Source organism: Mycobacterium sp. E787, assembly GCF_001668725.1.
Lineage (GTDB): Bacteria > Actinomycetota > Actinomycetes > Mycobacteriales > Mycobacteriaceae > Mycobacterium.
The window spans coordinates 277,315-289,020 of record NZ_LZKL01000064.1 but is presented as its reverse complement, the minus strand read 5'-3'; the positions used below and the strand labels follow the sequence as shown (position 1 = coordinate 289,020).

Below are 11,706 nucleotides of genomic sequence, written 5' to 3'. Positions count from 1 at the left end.
CGCGGGAGAAATTTAGGGCATGATGACCGTGCGCGCAACGGGTTCGGCGGCCGCCTGCCGGCTGGACAGGCCGCGCCGCAACGAGGCGAGCAGCGCGTCGCGCGTCTCGCGGGGATCGATGAGCTCGTCGAAGCCCATGTGCTCGGCCGATCGATACGACGCCTGCAGCTCGGCGCTGCGCAGCTTGGCGGACAGGTCCTCGCCGGCGTGAGATGCGCGGGTGAGCGCCGCCGCGCTCATCGCGCCCATCGTCGCCCCCGGGTAGGCGAAGGTCGCGACCTGATGGTCGAAACTCAACAGCGACATCACCATCGAGCCGAACCCGTACGCCTTGCGCAGCGTCAGGTGCAGCTTCAGCGTGGTGGCCGCGGTCTGCGCCGCGAACATGCGCGCACCGGCGCGCAGCACGCCGCTGCGCTCGGACCGGCTGCCCGGCAGCATGCCGGGATTGTCGGCGAGGAACACGATCGGCAGGTGGAACGAGTCGGCCACCATGATGAAGTGCGCCGCCTTGTCGGCTGCGTCGGCATCGATGGAGCCGGCCAGCACCTTGGGCTGGTTGGCCACCACGGCAACGGGGTGGCCGCCGAGATGGGCCAGCGCGCAGATGACCGCCTTGCCGTACAGCGGTTGCACTTCGAACCAGTCGGGACTGTCGAAGACCGCGTCGAGCACCGCGCGCATGTCGTAGACGCGGCGGTTGTCGCGGGAGACGATGTCGAGCAGCTCCGGCGTCGGCCGGGGCTTCGCCGCATCCGAGCCCGGCAGTGCGGGTGGGTACGACCACGCGCTGGGCGGGAAGTACGACAGGTAGCGCCGGATCTCGTCGAGGACAGCCTCGTCGTCCTCGGCGACGTTGTGGATGACGCCGCTGGGTATGGCGACGTCCGGCCCGCCGAGGTCCTCCTTCGAGATGTCCTCTCCGGTCGACTCTTTGACGACGGGCGGTCCGGCGGTGAAGATCGCGCCCCGGGCGCTCATGATCCGGAAGTCGCAGACCGGGGCCACCAGCGCGCCGTGCCCGGCGGAGGGGCCGAGCACCGCGGCGACCGTCGGGACGCGGCCCGAGCACTGCGTCTGGGCCAACAGGTCGGTGGGGCTGCGCCCGTAATGCCCTCCGGTGGGCCGAAATCCGGCGCCTTCGAGCAGCATCACCAGCGGAATCTTGTCCCGCAGCGCCAGTTCGGCGATGCGGTATCGCTTGGAGTTGCCCCCCGGGCCGATGCTGCCGGCCATGGTGGTGAAGTCCTCGGCGCCCAGCATCACCGGCGAGCCGTTGATCTCACCGGAGCCGACGATCAGTGCGTCGGCCGCGACGTCGCCGCCGACCAGCGTGCCGAACTCGCGGAAGGTGCCGGGGTCGAGGAGTCGCTCGATTCGCGCGCGGGCGTCCAGCTTGCCCTTGTCGCGATGCTTGCCGAGGCGTTCCGGGCCGCCCATTGCGCGCGCATGCTGGCGGCGACGCTCGAGGTCGTCGAGCGTTTCGCCCCAATCTTGGGCTTTCGTCATGCCTATGTCCTACCATGCCCACTCGACCGGCAGGGTCACATACTGGATTGCTTACTGTAAAGTTACCCGCATGGGTAGCAGCCCCCGCCTCAAGCTCGACGGGGGCATCCCCAATCAGCTCGCCGAGGTGCCGTTCGTCGCCGGCGCCCTGGAGAAGGACGGGTACGACGCCGGGTGGACCGCCGAAACCAGCCATGATCCGTTCTTTCCGCTGCTGTTGGCGGCCGAACACACGTCGCGGCTCGAGTTGGGCACCAACATCGCGGTCGCGTTCGCCCGCAACCCGATGATCGTCGCCAACATCGGCTGGGACCTGCAGGCGTATTCGCAGGGCCGGTTCATCCTCGGCCTCGGCACTCAAATCCAGCCCCACATCGAGAAGCGGTTCAGCATGCCGTGGAGCCGTCCGGCGCCCCGGATGCGCGAATTCGTCGCCGCGCTGCACGCGATCTGGTCGGCGTGGAAGGACGGCACCAAGCTTCGGTTCGAGGGCGACTTCTACACGCACAAGATCATGACGCCGATGTTTACGCCTGAGCCGCAGCCTTATCCGCCGCCGAAGGTGTTCCTCGCCGCGGTCGGCGAGACGATGACCGAGATGTGCGGCGAGGTTGCCGACGGTCACCTCGGCCACCCGATGGTGTCGAAGCGCTACCTGGAGGAGGTGACGCTGCCGGCGTTGCTGCGCGGGATGCAGCGCTCCGGGCGCGATCGCGGCGTCTTCGAGGTGTCGTGCGAGGTGCTGGTCGCGACCGGCGGGAACGACGACGAGCTGGCAGCGGCCAGCACCGCGGTGCGCAAGCAGATCGCGTTCTACGGATCGACGCCGGCCTATCGCAAGGTCCTCGAACTCCACGGCTGGGACGACCTGCACACCGAACTGCACCGGCTCTCCCTGGCGGGGGAGTGGGACACCATGGGTTCGCTCATCGACGACGAGATGCTCGCGGCTTTCGCCGTCGTCGGTCCGGTCGACACGATCGCGGCCGGTCTGAAGAGCCGCTGCGAGGGCGCGGTGGACCGGGTCCTGCCCATCTTTTTGACCGCTTCGCAAGCCTGTATCTCTGCCGTGGTGAAGGAGTTTCGCGAGTGAGCACGTCGACGATGGACGAGGCCGCCAAGCTGTTGACGGACCCGCTGGCCTACACCGACGAGCGGAGGCTGCACGCGGCGCTGGCCCACCTGCGCGCCTGCGCGCCGGTGTCGTGGGTCGACGTGCCGAACTACAAGCCGTTCTGGGCGATCACCAAGCACGCCGACATCATGGACATCGAACGCGACAACATGCTGTTCACCAACTGGCCGCGCCCCGTGCTGACCACCGTGGAGGGTGACGAACAGGCGCTCGCGGCCGGGGTTCGCACCCTGATCCATCTGGACGACCCGCAGCACCGGGTGGTGCGCGCGATCGGCTCCGATTGGTTTCGCCCGAAGGCGATGCGGGCGTTGAAGGTTCGCGTCGACGAACTGGCCAGGATCTACGTCGACAAGATGCTGGCGGCGGGGCCCGAATGCGACTTCGTGCAGGAGGTCGCCGTCAATTACCCGCTCTACGTGATCATGTCGCTGCTCGGGCTGCCCGAGGCCGACTTCCCGCGCATGCTGAAACTGACCCAGGAGCTGTTCGGCAGCGAGGACGCCGAATTCAAACGGGGCACCACCAACGAGGACCAGTTGCCCGCGCTGTTCGACATGTTCCAGTACTTCAACGGGGTGACCGCGTCGCGCCGCGAGCATCCGACCGAGGACCTCGCGTCGGCCATCGCCAACGCCCGCATCGACGGCGAGCCGCTCTCGGACATCGAAACCGTCTCGTACTACCTCATCGTGGCCACCGCGGGGCACGACACGACCAGCGCGACCATCTCCGGCGGCATGCAGGCGCTGATCGAGAACCCGGACCAGCTGGAGCGCCTGCGCGACAACCTCGACCTGATGCCTTTGGCGACCGAGGAAATGATCCGCTGGGTCACCCCGGTCAAGGAGTTCATGCGCACCGCGGCCAAGGACACCACCGTGCGCGGAATACCCGTCGCCGCAGGCGATTCCGTGTTGCTGTCCTACGTGTCGGCCAACCGCGACGAGGATGTCTTCGACGACCCGTTCCGCTTCGACGTCGGCCGCGATCCCAACAAGCATCTGGCCTTCGGCTACGGCGTGCACTTCTGCATGGGGGCGGCCCTGGCCCGCATGGAGGTCAACAGCTTCTTCTCCGAGTTGCTGCCGCGGCTGAGATCCATCGAGCTGACCGGCGAACCCGAACTGACCGCCACCACCTTCGTCGGCGGGCTCAAACACCTGCCGGTGCGCTACTCACTGACGTGATTCCCTAGCCTCTAGGCAATGGGGCGCAGGACGATCGTCATCACCGGTGCCAGCGACGGCCTCGGCGCCGCCGCGGCCCGCCGGCTGCGCCGGTGCGGCCACGACGTCGTGGTCGTCGGCCGGGCGCCCGATAAGACCGCCGCGGTGGCCGCGGAACTGGGCGCCGACCACTTCGTGGCCGACTTCGCCGACCTGTCTCAGGTGCGGGCCCTCGCGGACCAGGTTCGCGCGCGGTGCCCCCGTATCGACGTCTTGGCCAACAACGCCGGGGGCATGTTCACCAAGGCCCGGCGCACCGTCGACGGGCACGAAATGACCCTCCAGGTCAACTACCTGGCGCCGTTTCTGCTCACGACGCGGCTGCTGGACCTGCTCGTCGAATCCCGAGCCACCGTCATCAACACCACCAGCTCATCGCACAAGCTGGTTCCCCGCGTGAGAGTTTCCGATCTGGAGGACACGAGCGGGCGCCGACCCAGCTCCGCTTACGCGCTGACCAAGCTCGCAATCGTCTTGTTCACCAGGGAATTACATCGGCGATACCACGACCAGGGCTTGTCAGCCGCGACGTTTCACCCCGGCTTCGTCAACTCCAATTTCGGCGAGGCGTCGGGATCACGGTTTCTGGTGTTCATGAAGTACCGGGTGCCGATCTCGGCCCGGTTCACCGTCACCGCGGACGAGGCGGCCGACCAGCTGGTCCGGCTGGCGACGAGCGTGCCGGGCGTGGACTGGACTGCCGGCGAGTACTACGCGAAGGGCAAGCTCGCCAGGGCCAACCGCGCGGCCTACGACCCCGTTCTTGCCCGCGAGTTGTGGGATCGCACCCTCTCGAACATCGTGTGACCGCCAGGAGTGTCCAATGGCAGTCGGCGGTGGGACCAAAGTCACCAGTATCCGCCACGCCGGGACATGACCACCAAGGTGCCCGTGTCCCGCAGGATGATTCGTACATGCAGCACAGCAGCGCCTCGACATCTCTCACCCATCCGGTGGTCACCGTGACGATCGGCGAGCACCGCGGCAGGACCAACGCGAAGGCCGAGTTGCAATGGTGCGGTGCGCATTTGGCCGGTGTCGGCGTCGCGTATCGTCATCCGGCCGACTGCCTGGCACGGGCGGCCCGCCACGAACTGGCGACGGCTCGGGCGCTGGCGGACCTGGCGGACCAGCTCACCGAGCTGTCCCGCGGCACGGCCTAAGGGTTACCTGCGAAGCCGAGTGCCGCTATGACGACGACCTGGCCGACGCAGCACAGCAACGGTACGAAAAACGCTCGTCTTCGCGTCCTCCTGCGCCAGATGACGAGGGCGAGGTCGAGGACCATCAGCACCACGCTGACGCCTATCGCGATCGGGGCCCCATTGCTGCGCCAGGGGTTACTGCAGTCGAGATTGTGATACCGGCACCTCGACTCCAAGTATTCCTGCTCGTTGGCGAGGCTGGCCGCCATCCCTATCGTGTACAGCACCAGCAAGCCGTGCACTACCAGCAGCAGAACGGTCACGGCTGTGTCGGCCAAGCGTCGGGGGACGGGAGACTGGCCGGTTGACATGGTCTGATTATCCACACCCTGGCAACCGGCGGCAGTGGGATTTACGCTCGCGGAACGGCCTGAAGCAGAAGGGAAGCCCATGCCAGGTATCCACCACGCCGCGATCTGCACCGCCGACGTCGAACGCTCGATGAAGTTCTGGCGCGACGGCCTGGGATTCACCGAACTTTTCGACCACGCCTTCACCGGGGACTGGCCTGAACTCTTTGGCGCAAAGACCGATCGCCTGCGGTCGGTGTTCCTTGGCGATCCGCAGGCGCCCGACACGGGCATCGTGGAGTTGGTCGTGTTCGAGGGAGCCGACAAGGCGCCGGCGATACCCCAGGGGCCCCGGCACGGGTTCTTCCTGCTCTCCCTGCAGTGTGAGGTCGACCAGACGCTCTCCGCCCTGGCCGCACTGGGTTTCGCCGACGGCGTGCGCCGCATCAGCGTGCCGGCCCCGGGCGGCGCGACGGTCCCGATGGCGGTGGTCACCGCGCCCGACGGCGTGCTCGTCGAGTTGATCGGGCCCGCGCGATGACCGCGCTGGTGACCGGCGGCGCGTCCGGCATCGGTCGCGAGGTCGCCGCGCGGCTGCGCGAGGCCGGTCACGACGTCGTGGTGTGGGACCTGTCCGGCGGCGACATCGGCTGCGATGTGAGCGATCCCGACGCGGTATCGGCGGCGATGGAACAAACCGTGCGCGACCACGGCGCGCCCAACCGGATAGTGACCTGCGCCGGGATCGGCGCGTCGGGCCTGCTGCTCGAACAGCCGACCGCCGAATGGCAACGGGTCTTGGCGGTCAACCTCACCGGCACCTGGCTGACGATCCGGACGGGGGCACGGGCCATGATCGACGCCGGCGTGGGCGGCTCGATCGTCGCGGTATCGAGCATCAGCGGCACCCTGGCGGATCGCGACATGGGGGCCTACTGCGTCTCCAAGGCGGGCGTCGACATGCTGGTGAGGGTCGCCGCCGTCGAATGGGGCGTGCACGGCATCCGGGTCAACGCCGTGGGACCCGGCGTCACCCGCACCCCGATGCTGGCCAAGCCCGAACAACTGCCCGGCTGGGTGGAGGGCCTGTCCGAGCGCACGGCGTTCGGGCGCCTGGGCGAGGCCGCCGATGTGGCCGGCGCCATCGTGGGCGTCCTCGAATTGCCCTGGGTCACAGGTCAAATCGTGCACGCTGACGGCGGCCTGGCGTTGCACAGCCCCATCGACGCGTACGGCCAACTCCAGCGGGTGCTGGCCGGCGAGGACGTCAGCCGATCCCGAAATCGATGATGCCCCGGACGATCTTGCCGTCGAGCAGGTCGGCGTAGGCGTCGTTGACGTCGTCGAGGCGATAGCGCCTGGTGATCATCTCGTCGAGCTGCAGCTGCCCGGTCTCGTAGAGCCTGGCCAGCCTGGCGACGTCCGCCTTGGGGTTGCACGAGCCGAAGATGGTGCCCGCCAGCGTCTTGTTCATCAGGATGAAGTCCTGCAGGTCGATCTTGACCGACCGGGTCAACTGCGACGTCATGCCGGTGAGCACGCACGTCCCGCCCTTGCGGGTCAGCTGCACCGCGTCGCGCACGTCCTCCGGGCTGATCAAGGACGGCGAGACCACCACCGCGTCGGCCATCACCCCGTACGTCAGGCCACGCACCAGGTCCAAAGCCTCGGCCACGCTTGCGGCGCTGTGCGTCGCGCCGAACCGCAGCGCCGACTTCTGCTTGAACTCAACGGGATCGACCGCGACGATCTGCGCCGCTCCGTTGATCCGGGCGGCCTGGATCGCGCCGGTGCCGATGCCGCCGACGCCGATCACCACGACGGTGTCGCCGGCGCGCATGTTGGAGCGGTTCGCGACCGAACCGTAGCCGGTCGGAATGGCGCACGACAGGAGCGCGCTCGGGGCCAGTGGCAGGTGTGGCTCGATCTTGACGAGCGAATTCGTCGACACCACCGTGTGTTCGGCGAACGCACCGACCTTGGCGATGTGGCCCAGGTTCCGGCCGTCGGCGGTGTGGTGGCGGAAGGTGCCGTCGGTGGGCATGCCCGGGACCATGGTGCCGATGCCGACGTCGCACAGGTACTCGATCCCGCTCGCGCACCAGCGGCACTGCCCGCAGACGGCGACGAACGACATCACCACGTGATCCCCGGGCGCGAAATCGGCGACGCCCGGCCCGACTTCGCGCACGATGCCGGAGCCCTCGTGGCCCCCGATCATCGGGAACATGGTTGGCAGGCCGAGGGATCGCATCACCTCGTTGGGCGCCGACATGTCGCCCTTGAGGATGTGGTCGTCCGAATGGCACAGCCCGGCGGCGGCCAGTTGGACCAGGACCTCGCCCGCGCGGGGCGGGTCGAGCTCGAATTCCTCGACAGACCAAGGGCCGCCGACGTCGTGCAGGATTGCGGCGCGGCTTCTCATGCGGCCGGGTCGAACGTGACGGGCAGCTTGTTGGGTGACCGGAATGTCAGCCCGACGATCCTGGAGTCCTCGCCGGTTCCGTCGTCGGGGACGAGGGCCAACTCGCTGACGCGGTCGAACAGGCTGTTCAGCATGACGCGCGTCTCCAGCCGCGCCAGGTGCATGCCGAGGCACATGTGGATGCCGGCGGCGAACGCGATGTGGGCGTGCCGCGGCCGGTGAATGTCAAAGGTGTCGGGGTCGGGCCAGCGGCTTTCGTCGCGGTTGGCCGAGCCCATGCACATGTCGATTTGGGCGTCGGCCGGTATTGTCTTGCCGCCTATTTCGATTTCCTCGGTGGTGGTGCGCATGACCATGGTCAGCGGCGTCTCGACCCGGAGGCCCTCCTCGATGGCGGCCGGGATCAGTGACCGGTCCCGCTGGACCATCGCCAGCTGCTCGGGGTGGGTCAGCAGCAGGTACAACAGGTTGCCCGACGAGCGATAGGTGGTCTCCAGGCCGGCCGGCAGCAGCAGTCGCAGGAACGCGATGATCGCCTCGTCGGTGAGCTTCTCGCCGTCGATCTCGGCGGCGACCAGGTCGCCGATGATGTCGTCGGTGATCTTGCGGCGCCGCTGCTCCACCTGGTCGAGGAAGTAGCCGTGCAACTCGGTGGCCGCGTTGAGCCCGGCCTCGATGTCGGTCTGGATCGAGATGAGGTCGAGGGATAACCGCCGGAACATGCCGAGATCCTCGGCGGGCAGGCCGAGCAGCGTCGCGATGATCCGCGTCGGAAACTCGAACGTCAGGGCCTTCACCAGGTCGGCGTGGCCGTCGTTCTTGATCTCATCGATCAGTCGATCGCAGACCGGCCCGATGACCGACGGCTCCCAGCGCTCCAGCGCGGTGGCCCGGAAGGCCTTGGCGACCAGGCTGCGGTGGTCGTGGTGCTCCTTGCCGCCCATCGCCAGGATGGTGCGGCCCATCACCAACCCGATCGTCTTGTCGTACGCGGCCGAGGTGAAGACGCGGTCGTCGCGGAAGGCCTGGAACACCCCGTCGTAGCCGAACAGAACCCACTCGTCGGCGGGCCGCAATTCCTCCGGCATCTGCGAGTGGTCCGTCAGCGCACCGTGCCACACGGGATCGGTGCGCCGCATGTATTCGAAGAACGGATACGGGCTGGTTTCGCCGGTGAGGTCTAGGGTGACGGGCTGGCCGTCGGGATCCGTGCTGAGCGTCATTCGCGCTCCTCCTGGGCGGCAATTCAACGCCGGATAGGTGGCGGGGGGAATAATCGCTATCATAGTATAAATAGCAACCAAGCTTAACGGCTTGTGGTGTCTTCCAGGAGGCGGTGACTCTCAGGTGCCTCAGCGGCAATTCGTGTGCTCCCTCGACGAGCTCCCGCCCGGCGGGATGAAACTGGTCGACGTCGGAAAGTTCGGCGTCGGCGTCTACAACGTGCGCGGTGAGCTGTACGCGATCGTCAATTACTGTTCACACGAGGGCGCGCCGCTGTGCCTTGGCCTGATCGGCGGCACCAACGAGCCGGCTCCGGAATCACCCGACGGCATGCGCCGCGTGCGCGACGGGCAGATCGTTCGATGCCCTTGGCACAACTGGGAATTCGATCTCACCACGGGCCAAAACGTGGCCGATCCGAGCCGCCGTGTCCGCACCTACCCGGTCGATGTCACCGACGGGGAGGTGTATTTGACCGCATGAGCCCCATGATCATTGACGCATGCGTGCAACCGCACTTCCGCTACAACGCCGAGATACGGCGTTACCTACCGCCCGCCCACCAGCTGCGGTCAATCCCCGACGTCGAGCAGCAGTGGTATCAGGCGCCCGGCGGTGACTACCGGGAGGACCTCTACGGGGAGCACTACCCGGGGTCGGATCCAGAGACCGTGAGCCGGCACCTGTTCGGCGACACGGGCGTCAATTACGCCATTTTGAACCCGCTGACCCGGGGCAACATCGCCGATTACCTGCTGAACAGCCGAATCTGCGGGGCGGTCAACGACTGGCTGCTCGATCGTTGGCTGGAGCCCGACCGCAGCGACCGATACACGGACCGGTTTCTGGGCACCATCCGCGTCAACCCCGAGGACCCGAGGGGCGCGGTCGCCGAGATCGAGCGCCTCGCCGGTCACCCGAAGCTGGTGCAGGTCGGTGTCCCCCTGCAGTCGCGCGAGCCTTACGGCAAGCCGATGTTCGAGCCCATCTGGGAGGCCGCCGCCGCGCACGGGTTGCCGGTCGCGGTCCACATCAACGGCGGCAACGGCGTCGACCACCCGCCGACCTTCGCCGGGCACGCGCACACCTACCCGGGCTATGCGGCGTTCATGCCGCTGAACTACTTCGTGCACCTGGCCACCCTCATCATCGAAGGCGTCTTCGGCCGGCACCCGGGCCTGAAGTTCGTGTTCGCCGACGGCGGCTACGACATCCTCACCCCGCTGATGTGGCGGCTGGACACCTTCTGGTTGTCGATGCGCGACCAGACGCCTTGGGTCGACCGCTATCCCAGCGAATACCTGCCCGGCCACGTCCGGTTCTGCTCCTCGGCGTTGGACGGCCCCACGGAGGCCGACGCGATGCAGCGGTGGATGGACTTCACCGGCAAGTCCGACCTGCTGATGTACGGATCGGGCTACCCCCACTGGTCCACCTCGCCGCCGGAGGCGATCGCCGAGGGGCTGGACGCCGACCAGCGCGAAAAGGTGTTGTGGCGCAACGCCAGTGAACTCTACGGGCTGAAGGAGCGTGTGCGATGACAACGATCGAGCGGATGGCACCGGAGACCAACCAAGAGATCGCGGTCACCATCGTCGATACCGACGTGCACCCGTTGCCGGTCTCGGCCGAGGTGCTCAAGTCCTACGCGCCGCCCGAATGGGTGGACAAGATCTGGCCGACGGGCAACGCGGTCAGCCCGGTGCCGCACTTCTACGACACCCCGGACTCGTACAAGACGATGTCGCTGCGCCTGGACGCCGCGCCGCCCGGCGGCGGAGTCGCCGGCAGCGACCCGGATTTCGCCGCCAAACAGTTGCTGCTCGACGCCGGCGTCAGCATCGCGACGCTGGAACCCATGTGCGACGCGCAACTGCCGCAGGCCGAGCACGTGCTCAAGTCCACCCACAACGACTGGCTCGCCGACGTCTGGCTCGACAAGTGCAACTGGCACGGCCGCTGGCGCGGCTCGATCAGCATCAGCGCGCAGACGCCGGAACTGGCCGCGCGCGAGGTGGAGCGGTGGGCCGGGCACCCGTACATGGCCCAGGTGCTGATGACACCCCAAACCCGCGGAATCCCTTTCGGGAACCCGCATTTCGACCCACTCTACGAGGCGGCCTCGCGCAACGGCTTCCCGGTCGCCACGCACCTCATGGGCCAGACACCGTTCGAGCTGATCCCGATCTACCCGGTCGGCAACCCCGCGCACTGGCACGACTTCTTCGCGTCCTGGCCGCTGCTGTACGTCTCGCACCTGATGAGCCTGGTGTTCGACGGCGCCTTCGACCGCCACCCCGATTTGCGGGTGGTCTTCGTCGAAGGCGGCTTCACGTGGGCGATGCCGGTGATGTCGCGGATGGACCGGATCTGGGAGGCCCGCCGCGGCGACCTGCCGCACGTGCGCCGGCGCCCGTCGGAGTACGTGCGCGAACATGTCCGGTTCACCACCCAGCCGCTGGAAGACGTCGACACCGTGCAGTTCCGCGAGTACCTGGAGATGATGGACCTCGGCGACAACCTGATGTTCTCGACGGACTACCCGCACTGGAGCTACGACTCGCCCACCTACGCGATCAACCGGTTCCCCGCCGACCAGCGGGAGCGAATCATGCGCGGCAACGCGACCGCCCTGTACGGGCTGCCGGCCACGGTCAAGGCGCTGCCCGGAGAACGGTGACGCGTTGGC

13 protein-coding genes are annotated in these 11,706 nt (G+C 67.6%); 9 read left to right on the top strand and 4 right to left on the bottom strand.

From position 1 onward, the window contains the following. Positions 1 to 12: 12 nt before the first annotated feature. Positions 13 to 1,509 (bottom strand): acyl-CoA carboxylase subunit beta, encoded by a 1,497-nt coding sequence (locus A5705_RS14615; RefSeq protein ID WP_067875974.1) that lies wholly within the window; start codon positions 1,507 to 1,509, stop codon positions 13 to 15. Between the two features lie 70 nt (positions 1,510 to 1,579). On the opposite strand from A5705_RS14615, the gene A5705_RS14610 reads away from it, so the two are divergent. The 4 genes from A5705_RS14610 (at position 1,580) to A5705_RS14595 (ending at position 5,036) form a co-directional block, all read left to right on the top strand. Beyond that, entirely contained in the window at positions 1,580 to 2,602 is a 1,023-nt protein-coding gene (locus tag A5705_RS14610; RefSeq protein WP_067875976.1) for an LLM class F420-dependent oxidoreductase, read from the top strand. Between the two features lie 11 nt (positions 2,603 to 2,613). Further along, positions 2,614 to 3,834 (top strand): cytochrome P450, encoded by a 1,221-nt coding sequence (locus A5705_RS14605; protein ID WP_067875979.1) that lies wholly within the window; start codon positions 2,614 to 2,616, stop codon positions 3,832 to 3,834. 18 nt (positions 3,835 to 3,852) lie between these two features. Continuing rightward, positions 3,853 to 4,680 carry an SDR family NAD(P)-dependent oxidoreductase gene (locus tag A5705_RS14600; RefSeq protein WP_067875982.1) on the top strand — a complete coding sequence of 276 codons (828 nt, stop codon included), beginning with the start codon at positions 3,853 to 3,855 and terminating at the stop codon, positions 4,678 to 4,680. 107 nt (positions 4,681 to 4,787) lie between these two features. Continuing rightward, positions 4,788 to 5,036 (top strand): dsRBD fold-containing protein, encoded by a 249-nt coding sequence (locus A5705_RS14595; RefSeq protein WP_067875985.1) that lies wholly within the window; start codon positions 4,788 to 4,790, stop codon positions 5,034 to 5,036. On the opposite strand, the gene A5705_RS14590 is transcribed toward A5705_RS14595, so the two are convergent. Beyond that, complete coding sequence (locus A5705_RS14590; protein ID WP_369803309.1) at positions 5,033 to 5,470, bottom strand: DUF6264 family protein; 438 nt, start codon at positions 5,468 to 5,470, stop codon at positions 5,033 to 5,035. The two genes, A5705_RS14595 and A5705_RS14590, sit on opposite strands and share 4 nt — an antisense overlap. Between A5705_RS14590 and A5705_RS14585 the strand changes: the two genes are divergently transcribed. After that, a complete protein-coding gene (locus A5705_RS14585; protein WP_067875990.1) occupies positions 5,469 to 5,909 on the top strand; it encodes a VOC family protein in 441 nt (146 codons plus the stop codon). The genes A5705_RS14590 and A5705_RS14585 overlap by 2 nt on opposite strands. After that, on the top strand, positions 5,906 to 6,658 hold the full coding sequence (locus A5705_RS14580; RefSeq protein ID WP_067875993.1) for an SDR family NAD(P)-dependent oxidoreductase: 753 nt from the start codon (positions 5,906 to 5,908) through the stop codon (positions 6,656 to 6,658). Before A5705_RS14585 ends, A5705_RS14580 begins: the two co-directional genes overlap by 4 nt. Here the strand turns inward: A5705_RS14580 and A5705_RS14575 are convergent. Both A5705_RS14575 and A5705_RS14570 read right to left on the bottom strand, forming a co-directional pair. After that, complete coding sequence (locus A5705_RS14575; protein WP_067875996.1) at positions 6,636 to 7,793, bottom strand: Zn-dependent alcohol dehydrogenase; 1,158 nt, start codon at positions 7,791 to 7,793, stop codon at positions 6,636 to 6,638. The genes A5705_RS14580 and A5705_RS14575 overlap by 23 nt on opposite strands. Next, a complete protein-coding gene (locus A5705_RS14570) occupies positions 7,790 to 9,016 on the bottom strand; it encodes a cytochrome P450 (protein WP_067875999.1) in 1,227 nt (408 codons plus the stop codon). Before A5705_RS14570 ends, A5705_RS14575 begins: the two co-directional genes overlap by 4 nt. A gap of 124 nt (positions 9,017 to 9,140) precedes the next feature. Between A5705_RS14570 and A5705_RS14565 the strand changes: the two genes are divergently transcribed. From A5705_RS14565 to A5705_RS14555, 3 genes are read left to right on the top strand one after another with little or no spacing between them, the layout of a single operon-like run. Next, positions 9,141 to 9,500 (top strand): Rieske (2Fe-2S) protein, encoded by a 360-nt coding sequence (locus A5705_RS14565; RefSeq protein WP_068278277.1) that lies wholly within the window; start codon positions 9,141 to 9,143, stop codon positions 9,498 to 9,500. Between the two features lie 5 nt (positions 9,501 to 9,505). After that, positions 9,506 to 10,558 carry an amidohydrolase family protein gene (locus A5705_RS14560; protein ID WP_067876004.1) on the top strand — a complete coding sequence of 351 codons (1,053 nt, stop codon included), beginning with the start codon at positions 9,506 to 9,508 and terminating at the stop codon, positions 10,556 to 10,558. After that, entirely contained in the window at positions 10,555 to 11,697 is a 1,143-nt protein-coding gene (locus A5705_RS14555; protein WP_067876006.1) for an amidohydrolase family protein, read from the top strand. Before A5705_RS14560 ends, A5705_RS14555 begins: the two co-directional genes overlap by 4 nt. The last annotated feature ends 9 nt before the right edge of the window (positions 11,698 to 11,706 follow it).

Coding starts and splice junctions, on each gene's coding strand:
- A5705_RS14615 (WP_067875974.1), bottom strand. CDS start 1,509: ATGACGAAAGCCCAAGATTGGGGCGAAACGCTCGACGACCTCGAGCGT.
- A5705_RS14610 (WP_067875976.1), top strand. CDS start 1,580: ATGGGTAGCAGCCCCCGCCTCAAGCTCGACGGGGGCATCCCCAATCAG.
- A5705_RS14605 (WP_067875979.1), top strand. CDS start 2,614: ATGGACGAGGCCGCCAAGCTGTTGACGGACCCGCTGGCCTACACCGAC.
- A5705_RS14600 (WP_067875982.1), top strand. CDS start 3,853: ATGGGGCGCAGGACGATCGTCATCACCGGTGCCAGCGACGGCCTCGGC.
- A5705_RS14595 (WP_067875985.1), top strand. CDS start 4,788: ATGCAGCACAGCAGCGCCTCGACATCTCTCACCCATCCGGTGGTCACC.
- A5705_RS14585 (WP_067875990.1), top strand. CDS start 5,469: ATGCCAGGTATCCACCACGCCGCGATCTGCACCGCCGACGTCGAACGC.
- A5705_RS14590 (WP_369803309.1), bottom strand. CDS start 5,470: ATGGGCTTCCCTTCTGCTTCAGGCCGTTCCGCGAGCGTAAATCCCACT.
- A5705_RS14580 (WP_067875993.1), top strand. CDS start 5,906: ATGACCGCGCTGGTGACCGGCGGCGCGTCCGGCATCGGTCGCGAGGTC.
- A5705_RS14575 (WP_067875996.1), bottom strand. CDS start 7,793: ATGAGAAGCCGCGCCGCAATCCTGCACGACGTCGGCGGCCCTTGGTCT.
- A5705_RS14570 (WP_067875999.1), bottom strand. CDS start 9,016: ATGACGCTCAGCACGGATCCCGACGGCCAGCCCGTCACCCTAGACCTC.
- A5705_RS14560 (WP_067876004.1), top strand. CDS start 9,506: ATGATCATTGACGCATGCGTGCAACCGCACTTCCGCTACAACGCCGAG.
- A5705_RS14555 (WP_067876006.1), top strand. CDS start 10,555: ATGACAACGATCGAGCGGATGGCACCGGAGACCAACCAAGAGATCGCG.